The 26,752-nt window shown below is 69.5% G+C and carries 28 protein-coding genes; 10 read left to right on the forward strand and 18 right to left on the reverse strand.

From position 1 onward, the window contains the following. Nucleotides 1-99: 99 nt before the first annotated feature. The 3 genes from FHU38_RS17515 to FHU38_RS17525 are packed head-to-tail and all read right to left on the reverse strand — an operon-like array spanning nucleotide 100 to nucleotide 3,922. Entirely contained in the window at nucleotides 100-954 is an 855-nt protein-coding gene (locus FHU38_RS17515) for an FAD binding domain-containing protein (RefSeq protein WP_167172806.1), read from the reverse strand. Beyond that, entirely contained in the window at nucleotides 951-3,386 is a 2,436-nt protein-coding gene (locus FHU38_RS17520; protein WP_167172808.1) for a xanthine dehydrogenase family protein molybdopterin-binding subunit, read from the reverse strand. Before FHU38_RS17520 ends, FHU38_RS17515 begins: the two co-directional genes overlap by 4 nt. Beyond that, the gene (locus FHU38_RS17525) at nucleotides 3,386-3,922 is read right to left on the reverse strand and encodes a (2Fe-2S)-binding protein (RefSeq protein WP_167172810.1); all 537 of its coding nucleotides are present in this window, start codon (nucleotides 3,920-3,922) and stop codon (nucleotides 3,386-3,388) included. The genes FHU38_RS17520 and FHU38_RS17525 overlap by 1 nt, the downstream gene beginning before the upstream one ends. Nucleotides 3,923-4,212: 290 nt before the next feature. On the opposite strand from FHU38_RS17525, the gene FHU38_RS17530 reads away from it, so the two are divergent. Both FHU38_RS17530 and FHU38_RS17535 read left to right on the forward strand, forming a co-directional pair. Next, nucleotides 4,213-4,647: a helix-turn-helix transcriptional regulator gene (locus tag FHU38_RS17530; RefSeq protein ID WP_167172812.1), complete on the forward strand. Its 435-nt coding sequence runs from the start codon at nucleotides 4,213-4,215 to the stop codon at nucleotides 4,645-4,647. 39 nt (nucleotides 4,648-4,686) lie between these two features. After that, nucleotides 4,687-5,118: a VOC family protein gene (locus FHU38_RS17535; protein WP_390623301.1), complete on the forward strand. Its 432-nt coding sequence runs from the start codon at nucleotides 4,687-4,689 to the stop codon at nucleotides 5,116-5,118. A gap of 45 nt (nucleotides 5,119-5,163) precedes the next feature. Here the strand turns inward: FHU38_RS17535 and FHU38_RS17540 are convergent, their stop codons facing one another. The 3 genes from FHU38_RS17540 to FHU38_RS17550 form a co-directional block, all read right to left on the reverse strand. Continuing rightward, nucleotides 5,164-6,288, reverse strand: coding sequence for an XdhC family protein (locus tag FHU38_RS17540; RefSeq protein WP_167172814.1), 1,125 nt, complete (start codon nucleotides 6,286-6,288; stop codon nucleotides 5,164-5,166). Continuing rightward, the gene (locus tag FHU38_RS17545; protein ID WP_167172816.1) at nucleotides 6,281-7,393 is read right to left on the reverse strand and encodes a vWA domain-containing protein; all 1,113 of its coding nucleotides are present in this window, start codon (nucleotides 7,391-7,393) and stop codon (nucleotides 6,281-6,283) included. Before FHU38_RS17545 ends, FHU38_RS17540 begins: the two co-directional genes overlap by 8 nt. A gap of 68 nt (nucleotides 7,394-7,461) precedes the next feature. Continuing rightward, nucleotides 7,462-8,337: an AAA family ATPase gene (locus FHU38_RS17550; RefSeq protein WP_167176220.1), complete on the reverse strand. Its 876-nt coding sequence runs from the start codon at nucleotides 8,335-8,337 to the stop codon at nucleotides 7,462-7,464. A 193-nt stretch (nucleotides 8,338-8,530) separates the two neighbouring features. Here FHU38_RS17550 and FHU38_RS17555 point away from each other — a divergent pair, with 193 nt between their 5' ends. From FHU38_RS17555 to FHU38_RS17580, 6 genes are all read left to right on the forward strand, one after another. Beyond that, a complete protein-coding gene (locus FHU38_RS17555; protein WP_167172818.1) occupies nucleotides 8,531-9,667 on the forward strand; it encodes a sensor histidine kinase in 1,137 nt (378 codons plus the stop codon). Beyond that, nucleotides 9,660-10,772 carry a hypothetical protein gene (locus tag FHU38_RS17560; protein WP_167172820.1) on the forward strand — a complete coding sequence of 371 codons (1,113 nt, stop codon included), beginning with the start codon at nucleotides 9,660-9,662 and terminating at the stop codon, nucleotides 10,770-10,772. Before FHU38_RS17555 ends, FHU38_RS17560 begins: the two co-directional genes overlap by 8 nt. After that, nucleotides 10,754-11,443: a response regulator gene (locus FHU38_RS17565; protein WP_167172822.1), complete on the forward strand. Its 690-nt coding sequence runs from the start codon at nucleotides 10,754-10,756 to the stop codon at nucleotides 11,441-11,443. Before FHU38_RS17560 ends, FHU38_RS17565 begins: the two co-directional genes overlap by 19 nt. Nucleotides 11,444-11,774: 331 nt before the next feature. Next, nucleotides 11,775-12,812 carry a hypothetical protein gene (locus tag FHU38_RS17570; RefSeq protein WP_167172824.1) on the forward strand — a complete coding sequence of 346 codons (1,038 nt, stop codon included), beginning with the start codon at nucleotides 11,775-11,777 and terminating at the stop codon, nucleotides 12,810-12,812. Between the two features lie 19 nt (nucleotides 12,813-12,831). Then, complete coding sequence (locus FHU38_RS17575; RefSeq protein ID WP_167172826.1) at nucleotides 12,832-14,001, forward strand: hypothetical protein; 1,170 nt, start codon at nucleotides 12,832-12,834, stop codon at nucleotides 13,999-14,001. Further along, nucleotides 13,994-14,458: a hypothetical protein gene (locus tag FHU38_RS17580; RefSeq protein WP_167172828.1), complete on the forward strand. Its 465-nt coding sequence runs from the start codon at nucleotides 13,994-13,996 to the stop codon at nucleotides 14,456-14,458. Before FHU38_RS17575 ends, FHU38_RS17580 begins: the two co-directional genes overlap by 8 nt. Here FHU38_RS17580 and FHU38_RS17585 read toward each other — a convergent pair. From FHU38_RS17585 to FHU38_RS17630, 10 genes are all read right to left on the reverse strand, one after another. Further along, entirely contained in the window at nucleotides 14,440-15,063 is a 624-nt protein-coding gene (locus tag FHU38_RS17585; RefSeq protein ID WP_167172830.1) for a nucleotidyltransferase family protein, read from the reverse strand. The two genes, FHU38_RS17580 and FHU38_RS17585, sit on opposite strands and share 19 nt — an antisense overlap. Beyond that, on the reverse strand, nucleotides 15,060-15,866 hold the full coding sequence (locus FHU38_RS17590) for an IclR family transcriptional regulator domain-containing protein (RefSeq protein ID WP_167172833.1): 807 nt from the start codon (nucleotides 15,864-15,866) through the stop codon (nucleotides 15,060-15,062). The genes FHU38_RS17585 and FHU38_RS17590 overlap by 4 nt, the downstream gene beginning before the upstream one ends. Before the next feature lie 29 nt (nucleotides 15,867-15,895). After that, nucleotides 15,896-16,282, reverse strand: a complete 387-nt coding sequence (gene pcaC / locus FHU38_RS17595; RefSeq protein ID WP_313886815.1) for a 4-carboxymuconolactone decarboxylase — start codon at nucleotides 16,280-16,282, stop codon at nucleotides 15,896-15,898. Beyond that, nucleotides 16,279-17,049, reverse strand: coding sequence for a 3-oxoadipate enol-lactonase (gene pcaD / locus FHU38_RS17600; protein ID WP_167172835.1), 771 nt, complete (start codon nucleotides 17,047-17,049; stop codon nucleotides 16,279-16,281). The genes pcaC and pcaD overlap by 4 nt, the downstream gene beginning before the upstream one ends. Further along, nucleotides 17,046-18,383 carry a class-II fumarase/aspartase family protein gene (locus tag FHU38_RS17605; protein ID WP_167172836.1) on the reverse strand — a complete coding sequence of 446 codons (1,338 nt, stop codon included), beginning with the start codon at nucleotides 18,381-18,383 and terminating at the stop codon, nucleotides 17,046-17,048. Before FHU38_RS17605 ends, pcaD begins: the two co-directional genes overlap by 4 nt. After that, nucleotides 18,376-18,933 (reverse strand): protocatechuate 3,4-dioxygenase subunit alpha, encoded by a 558-nt coding sequence (pcaG, locus tag FHU38_RS17610; protein WP_167172837.1) that lies wholly within the window; start codon nucleotides 18,931-18,933, stop codon nucleotides 18,376-18,378. The genes FHU38_RS17605 and pcaG overlap by 8 nt, the downstream gene beginning before the upstream one ends. 124 nt (nucleotides 18,934-19,057) lie before the next feature. Then, nucleotides 19,058-19,795, reverse strand: coding sequence for a protocatechuate 3,4-dioxygenase subunit beta (pcaH, locus tag FHU38_RS17615; RefSeq protein ID WP_167172839.1), 738 nt, complete (start codon nucleotides 19,793-19,795; stop codon nucleotides 19,058-19,060). A gap of 16 nt (nucleotides 19,796-19,811) precedes the next feature. Next, on the reverse strand, nucleotides 19,812-20,999 hold the full coding sequence (locus tag FHU38_RS17620; RefSeq protein WP_167172841.1) for a thiolase family protein: 1,188 nt from the start codon (nucleotides 20,997-20,999) through the stop codon (nucleotides 19,812-19,814). Further along, entirely contained in the window at nucleotides 20,996-21,727 is a 732-nt protein-coding gene (locus FHU38_RS17625; RefSeq protein WP_167176224.1) for a CoA-transferase subunit beta, read from the reverse strand. Before FHU38_RS17625 ends, FHU38_RS17620 begins: the two co-directional genes overlap by 4 nt. Nucleotides 21,728-21,771: 44 nt before the next feature. Then, nucleotides 21,772-22,599 carry a CoA transferase subunit A gene (locus FHU38_RS17630; RefSeq protein ID WP_167172843.1) on the reverse strand — a complete coding sequence of 276 codons (828 nt, stop codon included), beginning with the start codon at nucleotides 22,597-22,599 and terminating at the stop codon, nucleotides 21,772-21,774. Between the two features lie 197 nt (nucleotides 22,600-22,796). On the opposite strand from FHU38_RS17630, the gene FHU38_RS17635 reads away from it, so the two are divergent. Together FHU38_RS17635 and FHU38_RS17640 are read left to right on the forward strand one after the other, a co-directional pair. Beyond that, nucleotides 22,797-23,771 (forward strand): 2-hydroxyacid dehydrogenase, encoded by a 975-nt coding sequence (locus FHU38_RS17635; protein WP_167172845.1) that lies wholly within the window; start codon nucleotides 22,797-22,799, stop codon nucleotides 23,769-23,771. 2 nt (nucleotides 23,772-23,773) lie between these two features. Beyond that, a complete protein-coding gene (locus FHU38_RS17640) occupies nucleotides 23,774-24,916 on the forward strand; it encodes a glycerate kinase (protein WP_167176226.1) in 1,143 nt (380 codons plus the stop codon). Here the strand turns inward: FHU38_RS17640 and FHU38_RS17645 are convergent. Then, a complete protein-coding gene (locus FHU38_RS17645; RefSeq protein WP_167172847.1) occupies nucleotides 24,906-26,090 on the reverse strand; it encodes a zinc-dependent alcohol dehydrogenase in 1,185 nt (394 codons plus the stop codon). The genes FHU38_RS17640 and FHU38_RS17645 overlap by 11 nt on opposite strands. 353 nt (nucleotides 26,091-26,443) lie before the next feature. Further along, a complete protein-coding gene (locus FHU38_RS17650) occupies nucleotides 26,444-26,737 on the reverse strand; it encodes a HesB/IscA family protein (RefSeq protein WP_009153390.1) in 294 nt (97 codons plus the stop codon). Nucleotides 26,738-26,752 lie beyond the last annotated feature (15 nt).

Raw genomic sequence — 26,752 nt, forward strand, 5'->3', positions numbered from 1 at the left:
ACCTCCTTTCTACGTCCTCACGTACTCGGAGGCGAGAGACACCCCCAAAGGCCACTCTAGTTGGGTCGGACGCGACCATGGTGACCTTGGGGGCACGTGTCACCCCGCCATCGCCGAACTGATCGCTCTTCCGGTGAGTACCCTCGCGAGCTGCTGTCGATACTCCACGTCGGCGTTGCCGTCGACCGTCGGGTTCGTGCCCTCGGCCGCGTGCTGTGCCGCCGCCCGGATCGTCTCCTCCGTGGCGGGCTGCCCGACAAGGGCCTGCTCGACCGCGCTGGCCCGCACCGGCACCGAGGACATGTTCGTCAGCCCGATCTTCGCCTCCGCGATGGTGCCACCTTCGGTGCGTACGGTGGCAGCGACGGCCACCATGGACCAGGCCTGCGCCACCCGGTTGAACTTCTCGTAGTGCGCATGCCAGCCGGTGTGCTTCGGCACCCTGATCTCCACCAGGAGTTCCTCCGGCCGCATCGCGGTGGTGAAGAAGTCCTGGAAGAACTCCGTGGCGGGGATCGTCCGCCTGCCGTCCATGCCGGCAACCACCATCTCGGCATCCATCGCGAGCGCGGGCGCGGGAAGGTCACCGGCCGGGTCGGCGTGTGCGATGGAACCACCGAACGTGCCCCGGTGCCGCACCTGCGGGTCGGCCACCGTGTCGGTGGCCCTGGCCAGCAACGCGGCGTGCTCGGCGATCAGCGGGTCGCGCTGCACGTCGTAGTGCGTGGTCATCGACCCGATCACCAGCGAGTCGCCATCCTCGCGGACCCCGCGCAACTCGGGAACGCGGTTGAGGTCGATCAGCGTGGTCGGCGCGGCCAGGCGCATGCGGAGCACGGGGAGCAGGCTCTGCCCGCCCGCCAACACCTTGGCGTCCTCCCCCGCTTCGGCGAGGGCACGCACCGCTTCGTCCACGCTGGACGGAGCGACGTAGTCGAACGGAGCGGGGATCACTGCGCACCTCCAGAGTCGATGGAACCGAGGCCGCCGCCTGCTTCCGCACCCGGGCCGCCCGCTGCCTTCTCGCCGGTTCGGATGGCCTTCCACACCCGCATCGGCGTGAGCGGCATCTCGATGTCGTTGACGCCGAAGTGCCGCACCGCGTCGACCACCGCGTTGACCACGGCTGGTGTGGACGCGATGGTGCCGGCCTCGCCGACGCCCTTGACACCGAGCGGGTTGGTGGTGGACGGGGTCTCGGTGCGGTCGGTGGTGAACGACGGCAGGTCGGCCGCGGACGGCAGCAGGTAGTCGGCGAAGGTGCCGGAGGTCAGCGTGCCACCCTCGTCGTAGACGGCTTCCTCGAACAGCGCCTGCGCGATGCCCTGCGCGAGGCCGCCGTGGATCTGGCCTTCCACGATGAGCGGGTTGACCACGGTGCCGACGTCGTCCACGCACACGTACGACCGCAGGGTGACACGCCCGGTCTCGGTGTCCACCTCGGCCGCGCACAGGTGCGTGCCGTGCGGGAAGGAGAAGTTCTCCGGGTCGTACACTGCCTCGGAGTCCAGTGACGGCTCCACACCGTCGGGCAGGTCGTGTGCCATGAAGGCGGCGAAGGCGACGTCCTGGATGCCGGTGGAGCGGTCCGTGCCCTTCACGGTGAACTTGCCACCGGAGAACTCGAGGTCGTCCTCGGAGCACTCCATCATGTGGGCGGCGATCCGCCTCGCCTTGGCGATCACCTTGTCGGCGGCCTTCACCACAGCGATCCCGCCGACAGCCAGCGAGCGGGAACCGTAGGTGTCCAGCCCCTTGGGTGAGGACTGGGTGTCGCCGTGCAGCACCTCGACGTCCTCGAACGGCACGCCGAGCTGATCGGCCACGATCTGGCTCCACGCCGTCTCGTGACCCTGCCCGTGCGCCGAGGACCCGGTGACGACCTCGACCTTGCCGGTGGCGAGCATCCGGATCGCGGCGTGTTCCCAGCCGCCCGCACCGTAGTCGAGAGAGCCGAGCACCCGCGACGGCGCGAGCCCGCACATCTCGGTGAAGGTGGAGATACCGATGCCGAGTTGCACCGGGTCGTTGCGCTCCCTGCGCTCGCGCTGCTCGCGGCGAAGCCCTTCGTAGTCGAAGAGTTGCATCGCCTTCTCGGTGGCGGCCTCGTAGTTGCCCGAGTCGTAGGTCAACGTCGAGACCGTCGTGTACGGGAACTCGTCGTGCTTGATCCAGTTCTTCTCCCGCAGCCGCATCGGGTCCATGTCCAGCTCGGCGGCGAGTTCGTCCATCATCCGCTCGATCGCGAAGGTGGCCTCCGGCCTGCCCGCGCCGCGGTAGGCGTCGGTGAGCGCCGTGTTGGTGAACACGTTCGTGCAGGCGAAATGGTAGGCCGGGATCTTGTAGATCGCGTTGAACATGAAGGCACCGAGGATCGGCACGCCGGGTCCGACAAGCCCGAGGTAGGCCCCCATGTCGGCCATCAGCTCGACCTTCAGACCGGTGATCGTGCCGTCCCGCTTGGCCGCGATGGTCAGATCCTGGATCTGGTCGCGGCCGTGGTGGGCCGCCATCATGGTCTCCGACCTGGACTCGGTCCACTTCACCGGCCTGCCGAGTTTCTGCGCCACCAGCAGCGACATGATCTCCTCTGGCAGCACGGCGATCTTGCCGCCGAACCCACCACCGACGTCAGGAGCGATCACCCTGATCTTGTGCTCGGGAATGCCGAGCGTCAGCGCGGACATCGTCTTCAGGATGTGCGGGATCTGGGTGGCGGACCACATCGTCAGTTGCGCCGCCGTCGGGTCCACCACGCACGAGCGTGGTTCCATGAACGCGGGGACGAGGCGCTGCTGGCGGAACCTGCGCTTGAGGACCACCTCGCCTTCGCTGATCGCCTGTTCCACGTCCTCGCCCGAGCCCGCTTCGGCGGAGTCGAACTTCCACAGCGCGTTGCGGTTGGTGCCCAACTCCTCGTGCACAAGCGCAGCGCCCTCGGCGAGCGCGTTCTCCAGACCGAGCACCACGGGAAGCTCGTCGTACTCCACGTCGATGGCCTCGAGTGCGTCCTCCGCCTCGCCTGGGGTGCGCGCGACGACAACGGCCACGCCCTCGCCCGCGAAGTTGACCTGGCCCTGCGCCAGCACCGGCCTGCGGGGTGACTTCATGTCCGGGGTGACGGGCCAGGCACACGGCATCCCGATCGCGCCTGCAGGGTCGAGGTCGTCGCCGGTGTAGACCGCGATGACGCCAGGCATCTCCTTGGCGGCGGAGGTGTCGATACTGACGATCTTGGCGTGCGCCATGGTGCTGCGCAGCACGGCAAGATGCACCATCCCCGGCAGCGTGATGTTGTCCGTCCAGCGGGTCCGGCCGGTGATCAGCCGAGCGTCTTCCTTGCGCAGCCTGGCCCTTCCGACCTCCGGCTCGATGGTCGAGGTCATCACTCACCACCCCCGCCGATGCCCGACGCGGTGCCGGTCGGCTCGCCGACGCGCTCGGCCGCGGGCCCCGCCCCCGGACGCATGTGCCGTGCCGCGTCCTGTACCGCGCGCACGATGTTCTGGTAGCCGGTGCACCGGCAGAGATTGCCCTCCAACCCTTCACGCACCGTTTGTTCGTCCGGGTCCGGGTGGTCGGCGAGCAGGTCGATCGACTGCATGATCATCCCTGGCGTGCAGTACCCGCACTGCAGCGCGTGGTTGTCGTGGAACGCCCGCTGTACCGGGTGCAACTCGCCGTCGCGGGCGAGGCCCTCGATGGTGGTGACCTCGCTGCCATCGGCCTGTACGGCCAGTACCGAGCACGACTTCACGCTGTGCCCGTCCAGGTGCACGGTGCACGCCCCGCAGTTACTGGTGTCGCACCCGACCACGGTGCCGACCTTGCCCAACTGCTGCCGCAGGTAGTGCACCAGCAGAGTCCGGGGCTCGACGTCGTCGGTGTAGCTGGTTCCGTCGACTGTGACGGTGATGCGCATTGGGCCTCCTGTGGTGGCTCGGCCCGCGAGGCGGGCCGGGGAACGGCCGTGGCCGACCACCGCGAAGCGGTGATCGGCTTCACAACAAACCCTGCTACTTCCCGGCCCCCGGGACAACCCCCCGTCTGGAGAGGCGATGCCGCTTCCCTCGATCGATACCGAGGTTTTCAGCCCAGCGGCAAAACCCGCATGTCGAAGGCGTGTCGGTGGTTGCCTTTCGCCCGTTGGTCTTGTCCGTGCCTGCCGGTGCTCGAAGGTGCTTGTCGGTCCCCTCGGCGATACTCGCCAGCATGGCGAACCACCCCATCGCGCGGCACGTGCTACGCGCCAAGGACCTCGCCGACGCGTGGTACTTCGAGCCGCTGACCGTTGCCGACCTCGCGCGCGCGGCAGGACTTTCCCGGGCACACTTCAGCCACGAGTTCCGCAAGGCGTTCGGTGAGTCGCCACACGCCTACCTGCTCACCCGGCGCCTCGAACGTGCCGCCGCCATGTTGCGCACCACCGACCGCTCGGTCGCCGAGATCTGCCACGACGTCGGCCTAAGCAGCGTCGGCTCGTTCACCGCCAGCTTCACCCGCACCTACGGGATGTCGCCCACCGCCTACCGCAAGGCGTTCCCGCCCGCCGCCGACCTCGCGCGCGTTCCCGGCTGTCTGGTGCGCGCCTACGGGCGCCCGCGACTCCGGACGTTTCGAGAAGACCGCGGCGCGGCGGCGTCGTAGCGTCAGCGCGAAGCGAACCGGCAGGCGAATGCGAGGAGAATGATGCTCAAGATCGGCAGCATGCAGGTGTGGGTGCACGACCAGGACGAGGCGCTCCAGTTCTACACCCGCAAGCTCGGTATGGAGGTGCGCTCCGACGTCACCGTGCCCGAGCTGGGCAACTTCCGCTGGCTCACCGTGGGGCCGGTGGGGCAGCCGGACATCTCGATCGTGCTGATGCCTATCCCAGAGCCACCCATGATGGACAAGGAAACCGCCGATGCCGTGCGCGAACTGATGTCGAAGGGTGTCGGGGCCACGATCTTTTTGACCACCGACGATTGCAGGAAGGCTTACGAGGAACTCTCCGCCCGCGGTGTGGAGTTCGTCGAACCGCCCGAGGAGCGCCCGTACGGCATCGATTCCGGATTCCGCGACGTCTCCGGCAACCACATCCGGCTCACGCAGGTGTACGACAACTTCGGGGGTTGAGCACCCGGGGTCGTGGGGCCGCCACGCCACCCCACGACCCCGGCTTCAGCGTTCCTGTTCGCTGTGGATGCGCCCGTCCAGGTCGGCGAGGCGCCTGCCGCCGCCACCCCATCGCAACGCGATGATCTCGGCCGCGATCGACACGGCCGTCTCCTCCGGCGTGCGCGCACCCAGATCCAGCCCGATCGGCGAGGCCAGCCGCTTCAGTTCGGCGTCGGTCATTCCGGCCTCACGCAACCTGCGCATCCGGTCGTCGTGCGTGCGGCGCGAGCCCATGGCTCCCACGTACCCGACGTCGAGCCGCAGCGCCAGTTCGAGCACCGGCACGTCGAACTTCGGGTCGTGGGTGAGCACGGTGATCACCGTGCGACTGTCGATGCGGCCCGCCTCGATCTCCTTCTTGAGGTACCGGTGCGGCCAGTCGACAACCACCTCGTGCGCACCGGGGAACCGGCTCTTGGTCGCGAACACCGGCCGCGCGTCGCACACCGTGACCTCGTAGCCGAGGTAGCTGCCCAGCTGCGCCATCGCGGCCGCGAAGTCGATCGCACCGAACACCAGCATCCTCGGCGCGGGCTCGAAGGAGTTCACGAACACCGCCATGCCCTCGCCACGGCGCTGGCCGTCGGGACCGTAGTGCAGGGTGCCGGTGCGGCCACCCGCCAGCATGCCGCGCGCGTCGTCCACGACGGCCGAGTCGATGCGGTCGGAGCCAAGGCTGCCCACCACGCGATCCGGCCACACCAGCATCCGCCTGCCCAGCAGCGCGGCGTCGGTGTGCTCGACGGTGGTCACCACAGCGACCGGCCTGCCCTGCCGCACCGACTCCATCAGCTCGGGCAGCTCCGGCATGGATTCGCGGTCGATGCGCTCCACGAAGATATCGATGATTCCGCCGCAGGTGAGGCCGACGGCGAACGCGTCGTCGTCACTGACCCCGTAGCGCTGCAGCACCGGGCTGCGCTCGGCCACCACCTGCTTGGCCAACTCGTAGACCGCGCCCTCGACACAGCCTCCTGAGACGCTGCCCACCACGGAGTCGTCCTCGCCGACCAGCATCGATGCTCCCGCCGCACGCGGCGCCGACGAGAACGTCGCCACCACGGTGCCCATGCCCACCGTTTCGCCCGCCGACCAGCGGCGGTACAGCTCCTCCAGCACGTCATGCATCACGGATCTCCCCGAGCAGTCGTTCCAAAGTGGCCAGGCTGTGCCCAGCCAGCAACCGGTCCACGTGCGGGAGCGCGGCGGCGATACCGGACTGGACGGGAGCGTAACCGTCCTTGCCCGCGTGCGGGTTCACCCAGAACACCGCGTGCGCCAGCCGTTTCAGCCTCGCGGTCTGCTCACCGAGCAGTGTCGTGTCGCCGCGTTCCCAGCCGTCGGAGAACAGCACGACGGCCGCGCGCCGCGCCAGCCCCCGCTGACCCCACCGGTCCAGGAAGGCCCGCAGGGTGTCCCCGAGCCGGGTGCCGCCCGCGAAGTCGGGCACGGCCTCGCCCGCGCTGAGCATGGCCCGCTCTGGGTCGCGCTGGCGCAACTGCCTTGTCACCCGCGTCAGCCGGGTGCCGAGCGTGAACACCTCCACGTTCGCGGGCGAGCCGCGCACCACGACGTGGGCGAACCGCAACAGCGAGTCGGCGTAGGGCTTCATCGAGCCCGACACGTCGATGAGCAACACCACGCGCCGGGGCCGGGGTCCGTGCCGCGAGTAGGCCAGTTTGCCCGGCTCGCCACCCCGGGCGAGCATCGCGCGCAACGTGCGGCTGGGGTCCAACCTGCCTCGCTTGGCGGGGCGGTACCGCAGGGATGACCGTCTTGGCGGCACCGGGCGCAGGGTTTCCAGCAGTTCGCGCAGGTGCTTGCGCTCGGCGGTGGTCAGCTCGCCGAGGTCACGCTCGCGCAGCACCTCGGTGTCGCTGGCGGCGACGCTGAGCTGCTCACCGGACTTCTTGTCGCTCGAACCGCCACCCTGCTCGGTGGCCAGCGCCGCGATCCTGGGCTGCTTCGGCGGCTGCGACCTGCGGTGTTGCCGAACCGGCGGTTCGGTGCTGAACCAGCTGGCGAACGCCTGGTCGTAGCGGGGAAGGTCGTCGGGGTCGGCGCACAGCGACAGCCTGCCCGCCCAGTACAACTGGCCGGGGTCGGCGACGTCGAGCCGCTCCACGGCAGCGAGGTAGGCCTGCACCCGGTGGGCGTCGCACGGCAGCCCCGCCTCTCGCAGCGCCGCCGTGAACCCGACGAGGCCAGGCAGCGGATCGGCGGAGGTGGTCATACTCCCATTGTGCCCCCGATGTCGGGGTACGCCGCACGGTCCAGCGCCATGAACCTCGCCATGAGCCCTCAGGCAAGCAGCGCGTCCAGCTGAGCCCGCACGCGGTCCAGATCCTCGCTGTACTTGAGTACGGCACCGAGAGTGATCGCGGCTGATTCGGCGTCCAGTTCGTCGCGGCCGAGTGCGGCGAGCGCCTGCGCCCAGTCGATCGCCTCGGCTACGCCCGGTGGCTTGAGCAACTCCATCGCCCGCAACCGCTGCACCGCCTCGGTGACCTGCTTCGCCAGCCGCTCTCCGATACCGGGGATACGGCTGCGCAGGATCGCCACCTCGCGCTCGAGCCCCGGGTGTTCCAGCCAGTGGTACAGGCAGCGGCGCTTGAGCGCGTCGTGCACCTCGCGGGTGCGGTTGGACGTGAGGATCACCAGCGGCGGCACCTCGGCGCGTACCTCCCCGTACTCGGGGATGGTCACCACGTTCTCGTCGAGCAGTTGCAGCAGGAACGCCTCGAACTCGTCGTCCGCGCGGTCGATCTCGTCGATGAGCAGCACACACGGCGCGGCTTTTAGTGCCCGCAGCAGTGGCCTCGCCAGCAGGAACCGCTCGGTGTACAGCGACTGTTCCGCCGTGTCGACATCGAGTCGCCCGCCCTCCGCGGCCTCCAACGCCCGCAGATGCAGCAACTGCCTCGGAAAGTCCCATTCGTACAGCGCCTGCGCGGCGTCGATACCCTCGTGGCACTGCAACCGGATCAACGGCATCCCGAGCGCTTCGGCCAACGCCACCGCGAGCGAGGTCTTACCTGTTCCTGGCTCACCCTCGCAGAACAGCGGCCTGCGCATCCGCAGGGCGAGAAACGCGGCCGTCGCCACGCCGGGATCGGCGAGGTAGCCGCTGCCCTCCAACAACTGCGCCAGCTTCTCCGGGGAGCTCACCTGGTTCATGCTCTCAGCTGTCACGCCTGCCAGCCTACGGGCTGAAGTGTGGGGCAACGACCGGCCGGAGGGCGGTCCGTCCCCGCCTGCCGGCTCCCCAGTTGCGCCATCTCTCCATAGTTGTCCGAAACCGGCCGACCCGTCACCGCGGTTTCGGTAACGTCACCGGCCACGTTGCCGGTGAGGTGGGCGGGCAGGCGAGGTGACACGAGAAGCTGGGGATTCGGCGCGGCTGCTGTGGCGGTTCGGCCGCCGCTACGCTGCCGCGCTGCGCATCGCGACCCTGGTGCCGATCGCCACGATCGCGCTCCTGCGGGTCTCCCCGGAACGGTTCGTCCCCACGGCGGCGGTCGTGGCCGTGGCCGCCGCGTGGACGTGCGGGTACGGCTGGTGGCTGCTGGCAGCGAGCGGGCGGACCGGGCCACTGCCGGTCGCCCTCGACACCACCGTGCTGCTCGCCGCGAGTTCGAGTGTGTTCTTCACGGGCGCTCTGGAGGACACCAATGCCGGCTGGTTGCGGCTGCTCGTCACGTTCGCGTGCGTCACCTGCCAGTGGCACACGTCATGGGCCGCCGGTGCCGCCATGGCGGTCGCCGTCGATGGCGGGCAACTCGCCATCCTCGCGGTGGCTGGGGCCAATGCCGCGGCGGTGCGCGCGCTGGCCTGGGCGCTGGTCGGCGCCGCCCTCTCCCGCATGGCCTGGGTGCTCGTCGAACGCGCCGCCCGAAGGGCCGACCGGATCGCGGCCGAGGCGGAGCGGACCCGCCGCGAGGCGGTTGTCTCGGAGGCCGTACGCGCCGAGGAGCGAGAGTTGGCCAACGCGCTGCACGACACCGCCGCTACGACCCTGCTCATGGTCGGTATGGGGCAGGTCAGCACCGACTCAGGCTGGCTGGCGGCGCAGGCACGCCGCGACCTCGACCGGCTGCGTTCCGACGCCACGCAGGCACCAGAACGGGCCGACCTGATGGAGCTGCTGCGCGCGAACGTGGAGGCCGTGCAGCTCACCGCCGACATCAGCGGCCCGGACAGCCTGCCGTTGCCCCACGACCTGGCAAGGGCGATCGCGGACGCGGCAGGAGAGGCGCTGCGAAACGCCCGCCGACACGCGGGCACCGACCGCGTGGCCTTGCGGCTCAGCGGGGACGCGGCCGCGCTACGACTCGACATCGCTGACGAAGGCATCGGCTTCGCACCCGCCGGCGTGCCGCCGACCCGTCGCGGGCTGCGGCAGTCGATCCAGGACCGCATGCGCCTCGCGGGCGGCTCGGCGACGATCACCTCCGCGCCCGGCAGGGGCACTCTCGTCCGGCTGAAATGGCCCGCCGACCATGACTGAGCACAGCAGCGCCGCCGAAACGCGCGCCACCTTGCAGCGCGGCCTGCGGATCGCGACGCTGGCCGTGTCCTCGGCGATCGTGTGCGGACCCGGCCTTGCCAACCTGTTGCGGCATCTGGACCGCTACGAGTTCCCGGCCGCGCAGCTGGCGGCCTTCGCCTCACTGCTGGTCGTCCTTGCCTGCGAGGCGGTGCTGCTGAGCCTCGGGCGCCCGTGGGGACGGCTGCGGCTGCCCGCCGTCGGCCTCGTCCTGGCCGCGTCCGCGCTGTCCTACCTGGCCCTGCCCGAGGGCCGCACGTCGACCACAGTGGATTGGATCTTCGGTGCCGCCAACTGGGCAGGGCTGGTCGTGTTGCTCGACCGTCCCTTTCGTAGCCTGCTCGCGTTCCTCGCCGCGCACGAACTGACCGCGCTGGGCCACCTGCTCCTGCTCGACGAGCCGAGCGGGGCGGCACTGCTGCGGTTCGCCACCGGGTCCGTGAACGTGGTCGGCTACCCGCTGTGTGTCGCCGTGATGGCCATCGCGCTGCGCGGGATAGGCACGGCGGCGGCGCGGGCCACGCGGCAGCTCGAGCGGGTTCGGACAGCGGAGGCCATCGCCGTGGAATCCCACCGACGTCGCGGGGAGCGCCTCGCGGCATTGTCCGGCACCACCGTGCCACTGCTTCAGGGGCTGGCCGAGGGGTCGCTTTCGCCCGAGGACGGTGACGTCCAGCGGCACTGCGCGATCGAGGCCGCCCGCATGCGCAGACTGTTCGCGGAGATCGACACCGTCGCCGATCCCCTGCTGCACGAGCTGCGGCACTGCGCCGACATCGCCGACCGCTTGGGAGTGGAGGTGGAGTTCGACGCGCGCGGCCACTGCCCCGAGTTGGCCGTGGCGGTCCGGCGGGATCTCACCGAGGCGGCACTGACCGCGCTCGCCACGGCGGTCTCGTGGGCACGCGTCACCGTCATCGGTGAGCCGACGCTGGTATCGGTCAACGTCGTGGCGGACTGCGCGGAGGTCAACCCGCCCACACCGGCCACGGCGGACGTACGGATCGACACGTTCCGCGACAGCGGCACGACCTGGATGGAGGCCACATGGCGGCAGGTGCGCTGACCGACAGACCGATCACCGCGGTGATCGTCGATGACCACGCCGCGATCGCAGCGGGCGTGTCGGCCTGGTGTGCACGCGCGACACCGCCGATCGAGCTTGTCGACGCCGAGGGAAAGCTGGCGTGGGTCTGGACGGGCCCTGGCGCGACCGCGGACGTGGTGATATTCGACCTGGAACTCGTTCCGGGCAGGCCCGACTTCGGCGAACTGCGCAGGCTGGTGGATCACGGCCGTCGCGTGGTCGTCTACTCGCAACACGCCGACGGCGCGACCGCTGTCAAATGCGTCGATCTCGGCGCACTCGCATACCTGACCAAGCGGGAGGGTCCGGAACACCTTGTGCCCGCCGTGCGGGCCGCGGCGAACGGCATGCCCTACACGGCACCGTCGCTGTCCGGAGCCCTCATGTCCGACGACACTCCCCACAGACCGCGTCTTTCGCCGCGCGAGACCGAGGTGTTGCGAGCCTGGTTCGCCTCCTCGTCCAAGGAACTCGTCGCCGCCAAGCTCAACATCACCGTCAAGACCGTGGATACCCACATCGCGCGGGTTCGGGTCAAGTACGCCAACGCGGGCCGCTCGGCAAGCACCAAGAGCGACCTCGTCAGCAGAGCGCTCGACGACGGCATCATCACGCTCGCCGAGCTCAACCGAACCGTGACCTCGATGTAGGGCGTTCACCCGACACAACATCGCGTCCGGACTCCTTAGCCTGGCTGTCGACCGCGGTGAGGGCGCAGGGGGCATTGACTGGCCCCGCCGCGCAGGTACCTGTCGGCCGAGGGGTGGCAGGTACCCCTTTCTTTCCCTGGGGGCAGGGCGGAGGACATGAGATCGAGCATCACGGCCGTGGCGGCTGCCTGCGATGAAGCGTGGGTGAGGTGAATCACCAGATGCCCCAGCAGCACCCGCGACAGCCACGGCAACGTCCGAGCGCCACTACGGACCGCCCGAGATTTCTCCAGGCAGCCGGCAGCTGAACAACACAACGAGGGGGTTTGTCATGAGGTCGTCCCTTCGCCTGGTCGCCGTATTGGGCATCGCCGGGCTGTTCGCCTCCGCAGGCTGTGGGGGCGACGACCCGCCGCGGCCCGGGGCAGGACTCGGCGGAACCGCGGGCATCACACCGAGTCTCAAGCCACTGGAACCGACCACCGTGCCGGTCGAGGGTGACTTCGACGAGTGCGGCCTCGTCGACATCACCGACCTCGCCGCCGTGATGGGCGTCGACACGCTCTATGTCACGTCGCGGGAGATGCTGCCCGAGGCCGACGGCGGGCGGCTGGCGGGCTGCTCCTACTTCACCGAGGACGTGCCCGGCATTGTCGGGATGACGATCAACACGGTGGCCGGTACGGACAGGCAGCGATTCTTCGCACCGTTTCGGGAACGGCAGGCCGAGTCGCAGACCAACTTCGGCGACTACTCGGAGGTGGTGGCCTACGAAGCGGGCTCGGTGCACTTCCGGGAGCTCAGGGCGATCCAGGGCACGACAGGCGTGCACGTCAAATACACCTACAACGACTCGCCAGGTGGCATGCCGAAGCTGGAGACGCAGCAGCTCGCGCAGGTGCTGGGTGCGACCATGCTGTCGGTGCTGAAGAAGCTGCCCAACGACCTCGCGATCGCCGACGGCACTCCCGAGGGACCGTGTGCGGGCGTCGATCTCGCACAGGCGTCGCGGGTCCTCGGCGACGAGTTGACGGCTGCAAGGACCGTGCTCGGCAGCGCGGGCGCGGTGAACTGCCAGTTCGCGGGCGACGACGCGAACCTCGGGATCGTGGTGATCACCGACCCTGCCCGGGTGCGGAGCATGCGCGCCCCCGCCGAACTCGTCACAGTTGCCGACCTCGGAGAGGGCGCGCTCGTGCGGATACAGGACAACGACGAAGCGCAAGGTCCACTGGAGGCGACGGTCAACCTGGCCGATCGCGTGCTACTCCTCATCGCCGACTACGGCTCCGCGGCGGGGACCGTCAGCACTCCCCGGCCCGAGGACGTCGAATTGGTCCGGACCATTACCCGCGCCATGGCCGGCTAGCGGAAGGGGGCACGGACAGATGCCTGAAGGGTTTTCCGTCGATCCGCACTGGGTGTCGGGCTACGGCATCCTGCTCGACGAAGAGCACGGCAACATCGATGACATCCGGTGGTACGCGGAGTTGTACGCGTTTCCGCACTCGGCCGCCTACACCGGGCTCATGCAGTCGTTAGCGACCCCGGTCGCCGCGTACGCCAACTCGCTCGTCGACCGGCTGACGACCCGGTCGTGGACCATCGAGAAGACCGCGACCGAGCTGCAACGGGCAGCCTGGGCCTATCTCGACAAGGAAGAGGAGCACACCCAACAGCTGAGCGGGCAACTACAGGTCGACCGCGATTCGAACGCCGAGTCGTATCCGGCAAGCGGCCCTGACCTTCCCGAGATCGAGATCCCGGAGCAGGACTACTCGCTTGCCTTCGAGGAGCTGTCGTGGCTTGTCGCAGGGGTCGACTGGTTCCTCTCGGAACAGCTCGGCTGGTCGGTCTACCAGGACGTCATCACCGAACTGCTCGGCAACTGGAAGGCATTGGACGCCGAGGGCGATGCGCTGATCAATATCGGCGACGCCACCGACGTCGTGGCCTCCTCGATCAAGGACGGCTGGTCCACGCTGGACGAGTACTGGGACGGCGGCGCCGCCCAGGCCTGCGGCAGCTACGTCGGCGCACTCACGGAGGCACTCGGCATGGAGGGCCCGCTCAATCGCACGGTGGGCGACCTCTACAAGCTCATCGCCGCCGAGGTCGAGAACACGATGCTGGAAATCGCCAGAGCCCTCAAGCTCCCGACCAAGGACATCGCCATCGAACTCGACGCATACGGCCAGTGCCAGGTCGCCGAGGCCACCGAGGACGCGCTGCACCGAGCGAAAGAGCTGCTGACCGCCGCCAAGCACCTCTACGAGTACGCCCAGAACCTGATCAATGCCATCAATTTGGTGGTCGAACGGGCCACCGAGTTCCTGGAGAGTGTGCGGAGTGTGGAGGGGGTCTCAGCACTGGACGAGGACGCGGTCCGGAACCTGTCGCAGCTGTCGGGGCACCTTTCCAAGGAGCAGGCCGACCAGCTGGACGAGACAGTGGCGGACCTGACGGACCTGGTGGAGTTGGCCCAGACCGACAACTGGAGCGAGGCACCGGACGACGCCTTCTCCGTCGGCGACGACCCGGAGCGTGCCGGTGCGTGACAGCGACGACGTGCCCGCGCACGTGCGAGACGCCGTGCGGCGGGTGACCGACGAGATGGACGAACTGCGTACCAGGCGGATTCGCTTCCGCGACACTGCCGCGGAACACGCGGCGAAGCGGGATCGCCCGGAGCCGCCAGAGCCCGCCGAGGCGTTGCGCGAGGCCGCGTTGCGCCGGGACGCGCCCGTCGAACTGGTGCGGCTCGCCAGGGCGGTGCGCGAAGGACGCACGAGCTGGCAGGCGATCGTCTCCGGCGACGCGGGCAGCCTTCCGGAGTTCATCGCCCTGCGCACCAGGGCTCGCAACGGCATCAACCGCATTCTCGCCGAGGGTCTCCTGCACCGGGGCGACCTGCCGGAGCGAAGCCAGTCAGCTGACCCACCCGGTCACGAGCATGGTTGCGCGGGCGACGACGAGGGCGACCTCTTCACCTCCGTCTACGACCGGCGACCGTGATTCGGACGGGGCCGCGGCGGATCGGGAAGGTCGGCCGGGGTGTCGACATCCGTGCCCGCACCGATGTCGCCGCACTCGACGAGGCGGACGTCGTCGCGCCCGGCCAGCCAGCGGCGCGCGCCCCGGTCGCCTTCCGCGGTCGCGGCGACCGCCGACCACCAGCGACGGCCCAACAGCACCGGATGCCCCGGCACGCCGCCGTAGGCGGCGCGTGCGACGACATCGGGCGCGGCGCACGCACCCAGTCGTGCGATCACATCAGCGCCCACTCCGGGCAGGTCAACCAGATGGATCAGTGCCGCGTCCGGTGCGGGCGCGAGCCCGGCCAATGCGTCGAGCCCGGCTCGCAGCGAGGCGCCCATGCCCTCCTCCCATCCCACCGCCTCGACCACCAGCGCGCCGTCAGGAACGAGGGGCCGCGCCTGCTCCGCGCGGGCACCGAGCACCACCACGACCGGGTCACAACCGCCATCGGCCAGGATGCGGGCGGCACGGGAAACCAGCGGTTCACCGCCGAACCGCACCAGTGCCTTGGGCCTGCCGAACCGCCTGCCCTCGCCCGCCGCCAGCAGCAGCCCCGCCGTCGATGTGGACACCAAGTTCACGACACCCTGGTCGAAGGGGCGACGGCGAGGTCTGCCTCGATGTGCTTGGCCGCGGTCAGCAGCGGAGGCAGCAACCGCGCCAGCACCGACTCGGCCGAGGTGCGACTGGCGTGCGTGGAGAGGTTGATCGCGGCCACCACCTTGCCTTCGCGGTCGCGGATCGGGGCGGCCACAGAGCGCAGCCCCTCCTCCAGTTCCTGGTCGACCAGTGCCCAGCCCTGCTCGCGTACCGCGTCCAGTTCCCGTCGCAGCGCCGACGGCGAGGTGATGGTGCGTGGCGTGAGTTGCTCGAACCGGGCCGCCCGCAGATAGCGCTCCAGTTCCTGCTCGTCGAGCCCGGCAAGCAGCACGTGCCCCATCGATGTCGCGTGCGCGGGGAAGCGGGTGCCCACGTTGATGCTCAGCGCCATGATCCGCGACACCGCGACCCTGGCCACGTAGACGATGTCGGTGTCCTCCAGCACCGAAACCGAACTCGACTCTTGCACCTGCGCCGAGAGCCGCTCCAAGTGCGGCTGCGCCACCTCGGGCAACGAAAGGCTCGACAGGAACGCGTAGCCCAGTTCCAGCACCCGAGCGGTCAGCGAGAAGTACTTGCCGTCAGTGCGGACGTAGCCCAGATCGGCAAGCGTCAGCAGGAAGCGGCGCGCGGCGGCGCGCGTCAGACCGGTGGCCTTGGCGACGTCGCTCAGCGTCAGCTCCGGCGCGCCCGCGTTGAACGCCTTGATCACGGCGAGCCCGCGCTCCAGCGACTGCACGTGGTGCGTGCCACGGCCACTGTGCCGCACGCTGCCTTCGTCCATACCCGCCAACCTATCCGCACCGGGTGCGGTCAGCTCTCACCCATCTCCGAAAGCGTGCGCTGCGCGATGGCGAAGGCCTCGTTGGCCGCGGGCACGCCCGCGTAGACGGCCGTGTGCAGCAGCACCTCCGAGATCTCGGCAGGGGTGAGGCCGTTTCCGATGGCCGCTCGCACGTGCATGGCGATCTCCCCGTGGCTGCGCAGCGCCGTGAGCACGGCCAGCGTGAGGCAGCTGCGGGTCTTGCGGTCAAGGCCGTCGCGGGTCCACACCGAGCCCCACGCCGCGCGGGTGATGTAGTCCTGGAACGGCTTGGTGAACTCGGTGGTGCCCGCGACGGCTTTGTCGACGTGGGCATCGCCCAGCACCTCGCGGCGGACGGTCATGCCCGCCTCGAACAACTCGTCGGACTCGCTCACCGGTTCCCCTTCAGGTGGTCGAGGATGAGCGAGGTGAACCGCTGCGGCTGCTCGACGTTGCCGAGGTGGGCCGCGTGCGCCACCACCTCGAACCGGGCGCCGGGGATCGCCTCGGCGATCGGCCTGCCGTGCTCCTCCGGCGGCGTGGCCGGGTCGTCGGCACCCGCGATCACCAGGGTCGGTGCGGTGATCTTGGGCAGGTCGTCAAGCAGGTCCATGGACCCGATGGCAGCGCAGCACGCCGCGTAACCCTCGGCGGATGTCGCAGCGGTCATGTGGTGATACTCGCGAGCGAGCCGCGGATTGTCCGCCAGCCACCGCGCGGTGAACCAGCGCTGGATGCTGCCGTCCGCGATGGCCGACATGCCATGGGCGCGTGCCTGCTCAGCACGCTCGGCCCACATCTGCGGCGTTCCCAACCGGGCGGACGTGCAGCACAGCACGAGCCTGCCGATACGGTCGGGGTGGTTGACCGCCAGCCACATGCCAGTCATCCCGCCCAACGAAAGACCGACGAACGCTGCTCGCTCGACACCGAGCCCGTCCAGCAGCTCCACCACGTCGCCGCCGAGATCGGCGAGCGAACACGGCCGGTCCGGCGCCGGGGTTCTGCCGTGTCCCCGCTGGTCGTAGCGCACGACGCGGTAACCGGCGTGTGTCAGCGCGGGAACCTGCGGCTCCCACATGCTCAGGTTGCTGCCGATCGAGCCGGACAGCACGACGACCTCGCCGTCCTGCGGGCCCTCGACAACGTGGTTGACCCTCACACCTCCTCCTTTCGGGCGCGGTGCGCGGCCAGCGACCGCTCCACGAAGACCACCGCACTGCCCAGGTACCCGGACGGGTCCAGCAACTCGTCGATGCGCGCCCGCGACAGCTGTGCCGCCACCAGCGGGTCCGCCGCCAGCAGTTCGGCGACCGTTCCCTCGCCGTCCAACGCCCGGCGGCAGCACCCGGTGACGGCATCGTGTGCCGCCAGCCTGCCCACACTCGGGGCCAGCTCGGTGGTGACGCGCTCGGCCAGCAGGACACCGCCACCGCGGTCGAGGTTTTCCCGCATCCGGTCCGCGTCCACCCGCAACCGCTCCAGGCTGGTTCGCAGCCAGTACACCGCCGAACCGCACACCCGCCAAAGCTGCGTCAGCGGCTGCCACTCCGCGTGCCACGCACCCGCCGCGCGCTGGTGCTCCTGCTCCATCGTGGCGAGCAGGTCGGCCACCAGCCCCGGCGCCTGCTTGGCGCACGCCAACGCCGACACCGCGGCCACCGGATTGCGTTTGTGCGGCATGGTGGACGAGCCACCGCTGCCCTCGGGACCCTGCTCGTGCACCTCCCCGACGTCGGTCTGCGCGAGCAGCACCACGGAGCGGGCAACCGCCGACACCGCGCCCGCCACCTCGCCGAGCGCGCAGGCCAACTCGGCGACCGGCGTCCGGTCCGTGTGCCACGGCAGCACCGGCTCCGAAAGGCCGAGCCTGCGGGCCAGCGCTGCGAGCACTTCCGGCCCGGCGGTGCCCAACGACGCCAGCGTGCCAACCGCACCGCCGAGTTGTGCGGGCAACCGCACCGCCCGCAACCGCCCGCCCGAGGCGTCAAGCGCGGAAAGCCACCCCGCCGCCGTGAAGCCGAACGTCACCGGCAGCGCGTGCTGCGAGAGCGTCCGTCCCACCTGGACGGTCTCGGCGTGCTCCGCCGCCAGCCGCGCGGCGGCGGCCGCGGCGGCGTCAAGCTCGCCGAGCAGCGACTCCAGCGCACGGGCCGACACCAGCATCGCCGAGGTGTCGAGCACGTCCTGGCTGGTGGCACCGGCGTGAACGTGCCGCGCGGCCGCACCGCCGACCCGCTCAGTGAGCGCGCGCACCAACGGCCCGGCTGGGTTCCCGATGCCGGTCGCGGCGTTGCCCAGTTCCGCGATGTCGAAGGAAGCGTCCTGGCACACCTCACCGATGCGCCGCGCGTGGGCCGGGTCCAGCAGCCCCACGTCAGCCTGAGCGCCCGCCAACGCGGCCTCGAAATCGAGCATGCCGTGCAACCATGCCGCGTCGTCCACCTGCCCGGAAACCGGGCCCGCCGCGAGCACCGGGTCGAACAGCTCAGACATCGAAGAACACTGTCTCGCCCTCACCTTGAAGCCGCACGTCGAAACGGTAACCGTCAGTGGTCTTTTGTGCGAGCAGGGTGTGCCTGCGTTCCTCCGGCACCGAGGCCAACACCGGGTCGGATGCGTTGGCCTCGGCGTTGTCCGGGAAGTAGATGCGGGTGACAACGCGGTGCAGCAGACCACGCGCGAACACCGAGACGTCGATGTGCGGAGCCTGCCCCGGCAACGCGCCAGGCAGCTGCGTGAGAATGCCGTACTCGCCGTCGTCGGTGGTGGGGCAGCGCCCGAACCCCCGAAAGCCCGGCTGGGCACCCCTCGGGTCGTCGGGGTGGTCGAAGCGGCCGTGCGGGTCCGCCTGCCATGTCTCGATCAACGCGTCCGGAATCGGGGCACCGGCACCGTCGGTGATGACCCCGCGAATCCACACCGCGCCCGGCGTGCCCTTTGCGACAACCGTGGGGCCGTCCTCCCAGGGCAGACCGATCGCGAGGTAGGGGCCGACGGTCTGGGAAGGCGTGCTCCCGAGCTTCGGGGTTGCAGCGTGGCTCACTCGTCCTCCTCTGTCTTTTGCGGGACACCCGCACCCGGCAGGTTCTGCGGGACACCCGCACCCGGCAGGTTTCGCGGGACACCCGCACCCGGTCGGACTTCATGAGCCCAAACAAGAGCGTGGCTCACTCGTCCTCCTCGTTCTCGAACGGTGTCGCCTCACGGCCGCGCACCACGATGTCGAACTCGAACGCCAGCGCCCACTCGGGCATGGAGCGGCTGTGGTCGTAGCGCGAGATCATGCGCTGCCGCGCCTTCTCGTCCGGCACCGAGTTGAAGATCGGGTCCTGGAAGAACAGCGGGTCGCCGGGGAAGTACATCTGCGTCACGAGGCGTTGCGTGAACGCGGTGCCGAACACCGAGAAGTGGATGTGCGCGGGCCTCCAGGCGTTGTCGTGGTTCTTCCACGGGTAGGCGCCAGGCTTGATCGTGACGAACTCGTAGCGACCATCGCTGTCGGTGATGGTCCGGCCGACACCGGTGAAGTTGGGGTCGATCGGGCTCGGCCAGTTGTCCCACACGTGCCGGTACCGGCCACCCGCGTTGGCCTGCCAGACCTCGATGAGCGAGTCCGGGATCGGCCTGCCGTCACCGTCCAGCAACCTGCCGTGCACGATGATGCGCTGGCCCTGTGGCTCACCCGCGTGCTGGCGGGTCAGGTCGTGGTCCAACTCTCCCAACCTGCCGGGACCGAGCAGAGGGCCGGTGACCTCGGTCAGCTTGTGCGGCAGCAGCACCAGCGGCTGCTTGGGGTGCCGCAGCCCGGTCGACCTGTAATCGGGCGAGTCCAGCGGCGGGTGGGTGCCTTCGGGGTCCCGCCGGTATTTCGGCAGGATGAGCCCTGACTCTGTTGACGCGGTCAAAATCGAACCTCCTTGTTCACGCCTCCAGCACGACGGCCAGACCTTGGCCGACGCCGATGCAGATGGCGGCGAGACCCCAGCCACCGCCCCGGCGCCGCAACTCGTAAGCCAGCGCGCCGAGGATGCGTCCGCCGGACGCGCCGAGCGGATGCCCGATGGCGATCGCGCCACCGTTGACGTTGACGATCTCGGGATCGACCCCCGGCCAGTCGGCGAGCACCGCCAGCGACTGCGCGGCGAAGGCCTCGTTCAACTCCACCACCGACAGGTCATCGAAAGTGATGCCCGCGCGTTCGAGCGCGATCTCGGCGGCACGGACCGGTCCGATCCCGAACACGTCGGGGTCAACGCCCGCCGCACCCCTGCCGGCGATGCGCGCCATCGGGGTGAGTCCCAACCGCCGCGCCCCCGCCTGATCACCGAGCAGCACCGCGGAGGCACCGTCGTTGAGCGGCGAGGAGTTGCCCGCCGTCACCGTGCCACCCTCGCGGAAGGCCGGCTTGAGCTTGGCCAGCTTCTCCAGCGAGGAGTCGGCCCTGATGCCCTCGTCGCGCCGCAGGTCGGTGCCGGGAACGGGCAGCACGTGGTCGTCGTAGAAGCCGCTGTCCCATGCCTTGGCCGCGCGCAGGTGACTGCGCAAGGCGAACTCGTCCTGCTCCTCGCGCCCGATGCCGTAGCGCTGCGCGAGCAGTTCGGTGCTCTCGCCAAGCGAAACCGTCCACTGCCCTGGCATCCTCGGGTTCACCATGCGCCAACCGAGCGTGGTGGAGTACATGGTCTCGTGGCCGTTGGGAAACGCCTTGCCTGGCTTGGGCAGCACCCACGGGGCGCGGCTCATCGACTCGACGCCGCCCGCCACCACCACGGATGCGTCGCCCACGGCGATCTGCCTGCTCGCCTGCATCGCGGCGTCGAGACCGGACCCGCACAGCCGGTTCACGGTACTGCCGGGAACCACGGTCGGCCAGCCTGCCAGCAGCGTGGCCATGCGGGCGACGTTGCGGTTGTCCTCCCCCGCACCGTTGGCGTCGCCGAGGATCACCTCGTCCACGACGGCGGGGTCCAGCTCCGCCCGCTTCGCCAGCTCGGTGAGCACGTGCGCGGCGAGATCGTCAGGCCGGACGCCGGATAGCGCGCCGCCGTAGCGGCCGAACGGCGTGCGCACGGCATCGAGCACGTAGACGTCGTTCGCCTTGACGTTCACTTCGATGCCTCCTTCAGCGCACGCAGGTTCGCCAGTTCCTCCGCGGTCGGCGCCTCGGTGTTGGACAGCTCGGGCGAGACCTTCAGCTCCCACCCGGTGGCCTCGCGCACCTGCTCCACCTCGACGCCCGGGTGCAGCTGGCTGAGCACCAGTTCCGAGGTTTCCGGGTCGGGACGCAGCACGCCGAGATCGGTAATCACCAGGGTAGGTCCGGCGCCACGCAGCCCGAGCCGCTCGCGGTCGCCCTTGCCGCGGCCGTGCCCGACCGAGGTCACGAAGTCGACCTGTTCGACGAAGCTGCGCTTGCTCTGCCGCACGACCACGAACACCTCCCGGCAGGAGGCCGCGATCTCCGGCGCGCCCCCCGCACCCGGCAGGCGCACCTTGGGATTGGCGTAGTCGTCGCCGATCACGGTGGTGTTGATGTTTCCGAACTTGTCGAGTTGGGCGGCGCCGAGGAAACCGATGTCTATGCGGCCTGGTTGCAGCCAGTAGTTGAATACCTCGGGCACGCTGATCACCGCGTCCGCCGTCTCGGCGAGAATGCCGTCACCGATGGAGGCGGGCAGCCGGTCGGGTTTGGAGCCAAGCGTGCCGGACTCGTAGATCAGCACGAGGTCGGGAGCGTGGGTGCGGCGAGCGAGGTTGGCCGCCGTGGACGGCAGCCCGATACCGACGAAGCAACGCTTGCCGCCGGTGAGTGCCCGCGCGGCGGCGATCGACATCATCTCGTCGGAGGTGTAGGTCGGCACCGCCGGTCGCGTCGTAGTGGTCACCTCGTCTTCACCTCCGTGCCTGCTGCGAACACCTTCTCGCGAACCCATTCCTGGAACGAGTCCCTCTTTCGCCCAATGGAATCCCATTCCTCGTAGTAGGCGTTGTCGCGCTCGTAGTAGCCCTGTGCATAGGAGGGGTGCGCTCCGTGCGGCACCTCGGCCACGCACGTCACGGCCCAGCTAGGCAGGATGACCTGGCCGGGTACGGGCTCGAGTTCGTCGACGACCTCCTCGACCGTGACGAGGCTGCGACGGGACGCGAGCACGGCCTCCTTCTGCACGCCGACGAGGCCCCACATCTGCACGTTGCCCGCGCGGTCGGCGCGTTGCGCATGAATCACCGCGACATCGGGGTTCAGCGCGGGTACCGCGGCCAGCCGCTCGCCGGTGAACGGGCACGTGATCTGCTTGATCGTGTCGGTGTGCTTGGGCAGGTCGGTGCCGGAGTAGCCGCGCAGCACGGCGAACGGCAACCCGGAAGCACCAGCCACGTAGCGGTTGGCCATGCCGGCGTGACTGTGCTCCTCGATCTCCAGCGGCACCGGCCAGCCGTTCTGCACCGCGTCGCGGAACCGGTGCAGCGAACCGACGCCCGGGTTGCCGCCCCAGGAAAACACTAGCTTGCGCGCACATCCGGCGCCGATCAGCTGGTCATAGATGATGTCGGGTGTCATCCGCACCAACGTCAGGTTCTCGCGCCCCTGGCGGATGATCTCCTGACCCGCCGCGTGCGGGATCAGGTGAGTGAACCCTTCCATGGCGACCATGTCGCCGTCGTGCACCAGCCTGCCGACCCCGTCGGCGAGCGAGACGATCTCAGCCACGATGCCATACCTTTGTTCGCAATCCGCACACACGTTCTGTATATGAACATAGCCAGCGCCTCCTGGCCCGTCAACGCGACCGCCACCTGGCAATCGGGGCATTCCCATCGCGGTGATCACAACTAAGGTGAGGCGACAACCGACAACCGACAACCGACGAACGCGGTCCGGAACCGGTAACGCTTTGGGAGCGGCCAATGGCAGACGCATCGCCTCGAATCGTGGTGACGAGGGAAATCCCGCAAGCGGCGCTGGACCTGCTGCGCGAGATCGGCGACGTGTGGTGGCCGCAGCCGGACAAGGCACTCTCCCCTGGCGAGCTTCACCAGGTAATCGCGGGCGCCGACGCGGTTGTCAGCACACTCCAGGATCGCGTCGATGCCGCGTTCGCCGACGCGGCGGGACCGCGACTGAAGGTGGTGTCCACCGTCGCCGTCGGTTACGACAACATCGACGTCCCCGCACTGACCTCCCGAGGCATCGTCGTCACCAACACCCCCGGGGTGCTCACCGACGCCACCGCCGACCTCGCGTTCGGGCTGCTGCTGGCCGTCACGCGCAGGCTCGGAGAGGGTGAGCGGCTGCTGCGCTCGCGCACACCCTGGTCGTTCCACCTCGGGTTCATGCTCGGGTCGGGGTTGCAGGGCAAGACTTTGGGCATCGTCGGCCTCGGTCAGATCGGGCGCGCGATGGCCCGCAGGGCGCTGGCCTTCGGCATGGACATCCGCTACAGCGGGCGGCGCAGAGCCGACGAAGCGATCGAACGTGAACTGGGCGCCACGTATCTGTCCTTCGAGGAACTGCTGAGCAGTAGTGACGTGGTTTCGCTGCACTGCCCGCTGACGCCGCTGACCCACCACCTCATCGACGCCGACGCACTCGCGAGGATGAAACCGTCCGCCTACCTGATCAACACCACTCGCGGCCCTGTGGTGGACGAGTCCGCGCTCGCGAAGGCGCTCGCCGACGGCACTATCGCCGGTGCCGGGCTCGACGTCTTCGAGAACGAGCCCGAGGTCCACCCCGACCTTCTGGAACTGGACAACGTCGCGCTCGCTCCCCATCTCGGCTCGGCGACGGTCGAAACGAGAACCGCGATGGCCACCCTCGCCGCTCGCAACGCCGTAGCCGTGCTGACCGGTACGCAGCCGCCGACCCCGGTGCGGGGGTGAGTGTGGTGCGTGTGGTGGTGGCTCCGGACAAGTTCAAGGGCAGTCTGACCGCCGTCGAGGCCGCCGAGGCGATCGCCCAAGGCGTCCGTGCGGCGGACCCGGCTGCCGAGGTGACGCCGTGCCCGGTCGCAGACGGCGGCGAGGGCACCCTCGACGTGCTGTTCGCCGCAGGCGCCAGGCGCGTGGACCTGCGCGTGAGGGGTCCGCTGTCACAACGGGTCGACGCCTGGTATGCCGTGCTCGACGGCACCGCCTACATCGAGTCGGCCCGCGCCTGCGGCATCGAGCACGTCAAACCGAGCCCGCGCACGGCGCTGGCCGCGCATACCTACGGCGTCGGCGAGCTGATCGCACACGCGCTCGACTCCGGCGCCCGCCGGATCGCGCTCACGGTGGGCGGCACGGCCAGCACCGACGGCGGCGCTGGGATGCTGCTGGCACTCGGAGCGAGGATTCTCGACGCCGGCGGCGAGCAGGTGGGTCTTGGCGGAGGCGCGTTGCGCGCGGTGACCGAAGTGGATCTCACCGGAGTGCGCGACCGGCTCGGCGACACGGTGGTACGGGTGGCCACCGACGTGACCAACCCGCTACTGGGGCCAAGGGGCGCCGCGGCGGTGTTCGGACCACAGAAGGGCGCTACACCCACCGAGGTCGGCGAACTGGAGACAGCGCTGACCGCGTGGGCAGGGGCACTGCGGCGGGCGGGCGCGCCCGCCATCGCCGACCACCCGGGAGCAGGAGCGGGCGGCGGAGTGGCAGGCGGGGCCATGGCAGCTCTGGGCGCGCGGGCCGAGTCCGGTTTCGACCTCGTCGTCGAGCTCACCGGGGTTGAGGACGCGCTGCGAGGCGCGGATCTGGTGATCACCGGCGAGGGCTCATTGGACAGCCAGAGCCTGGACGGAAAGGCACCGGCCGGGATCGCGGCACGAGCCCGCGCGAACGGCATCGCGGTGCTGGCACTCGCAGGCAGGATCACGCTCACCGCCGACGAACTCGCGGCGGCCGGAATCACGGCCGCTACCGCTCTTGTCGACCACGCGCCGTCGGTGCAGCACGCCCAACGCCACGCGTTCGGACTGCTTCGCGACCAGGCCACGGCACTCATGCGCGCCTGGCTCGACCGCGACCGAGAGGCTACGGCTTGAGCACGACCTTCACCGCACCGTCCTGCTTCTTCTGGAACATCTCGTAGGCGTGCGGCGCCTCTTCCAGCGGCAGCAGGTGGGTGGCCAGGTCCTCGACGCCGAGCGGGTCACCGTCACCGGTCAGCAGCGGCATGATGTCGTCCACCCACGCCCGGACGTTGGCCTGCCCCATGCGCAACTGCACCTGCTTGTCGAACAGGTTCATCAGCGGCATCGGGTCGATCATCCCACCGTACACACCGGACAGTGAGATGGTTCCGCCGCGCCGCACAACGTCGATGGCCAGGTACAGCGCGCTCAACCGGTCGACGCCTGCCCGCTCGGTGAGCTTGGCCGCCACCGCACTCGGCAGCAGGCTGACCAGTTGTTGCGCCATGCCCGCCATCGGCGCACCGTGGGCCTCCATCCCCACCGCGTCGATCACCGAATCGGTGCCCCTTCCGTCGGTGCGGTCGCGGATGGCGTCCGCGATGTGCTTGTGCTGGCGCAGGTCCATCGCGTCAACGCCGTAGCGCCTTGCCAGCGCGAGCCGCTCGTCCACCAGGTCGACGCCGATCACCTTGCCCGCGCCCCGATGTTTCGCGATGCGCGCCGACATCTGGCCGATCGGGCCGAGCCCGAGCACGGTTACGCTGCCACCCTGTGGAATCCCCGCGTACTCGACCGCCTGCCATGCGGTGGGAACCACATCGGACAGATAGAGGAACCGCTCGTCCGGCGGCCCTGAAGGCACCTTGATCGGACCGAACTGCGCTTGCGGCACCCGCAGCCGTTCGGCCTGCCCACCGGGGACGTGGCCGTAGAGCTTGGTGTAGCCGAACAGCGAGCCGCCCTTGCCGTACTCGCGCACCTGGGTCGTCTCGCATTGCGAGAACAGCCCCTGGTCGCAGTAGAAGCAGTGGCCGCATGCGATGTTGAACGGCACGACGACCCGATCTCCGCTGGTGATTCCTTCCACGGCGGAGCCGACTTCCTCCACCACCCCCATCGGCTCGTGACCGAGGATGTCGCCCTGCTCCATGAAGCTGCCCAGCACCTCGTACAGGTGCAGGTCGGAGCCACAGATTCCGCTGGAGGTCACCCGGATCACCGCATCGGTCGGCTCCAGCAGGCGTGGGTCCGCGACGTCCTGCACGCGGACGTCGCGCTTGCCCTGCCAAGTCACGGCTCGCATCGACATTCCCCTTCCCTAACGGGTTCGAGTCGCAGCTGGTTCGTCGGTCTGAAATTCGTCACCGTCAGCCGACTCGCGCACCTGCCGGGCGAACCAGGCACATGCCGTGCGAGTAGATCCACTAAGGACAGGGATGAAGGCGGCGGTCACCTAGGGTCAGGTGAGGCCGCCGTGGTCGATGGCCGGCTACGGCACGGCCGACTTCGGGCGGGGGAAGCGAACCGGGTCACCGGGCACGGAGCGTGGCGGCGGGCCACCGCGCTCGGCCACCACCAAAGGAAGGCCGCGGCTCGGTCATCGGTGGTCACCTCCTTGGCTGCGGCGTACCACCGATGACCAGCGGCCAAACGGTGTCAGCCCTCCTGTTGCATCACTGCGAAGTTGAGCTGGCCCTGCTCGTCCTGCTGGACATCGAGGACCTTGTCGTCCAGGAACGTGGCCGCCTGCGGCTCCAGGAAAACCCTGGCCCCGCTGTCGGTGCCCAGCACCTGGTCTCCGTCTTCGGGCGCCGGTGCGATGGAGAGCGCGAGCTGCGCGCCCGACTCGTTTTCCTCGCGTACCGCGAACCGCAGCCCGGCCGCTTGCTGGCCGTCCTGCGACGTCAGTGCACTGATCGCCTCGGCGGCAGCGTCGGTCATGGCGAGCATGTCGGTGTTTCCCTT

This window comes from Saccharomonospora amisosensis, from assembly GCF_011761185.1.
Lineage (GTDB): Bacteria > Actinomycetota > Actinomycetes > Mycobacteriales > Pseudonocardiaceae > Saccharomonospora_A > Saccharomonospora_A amisosensis.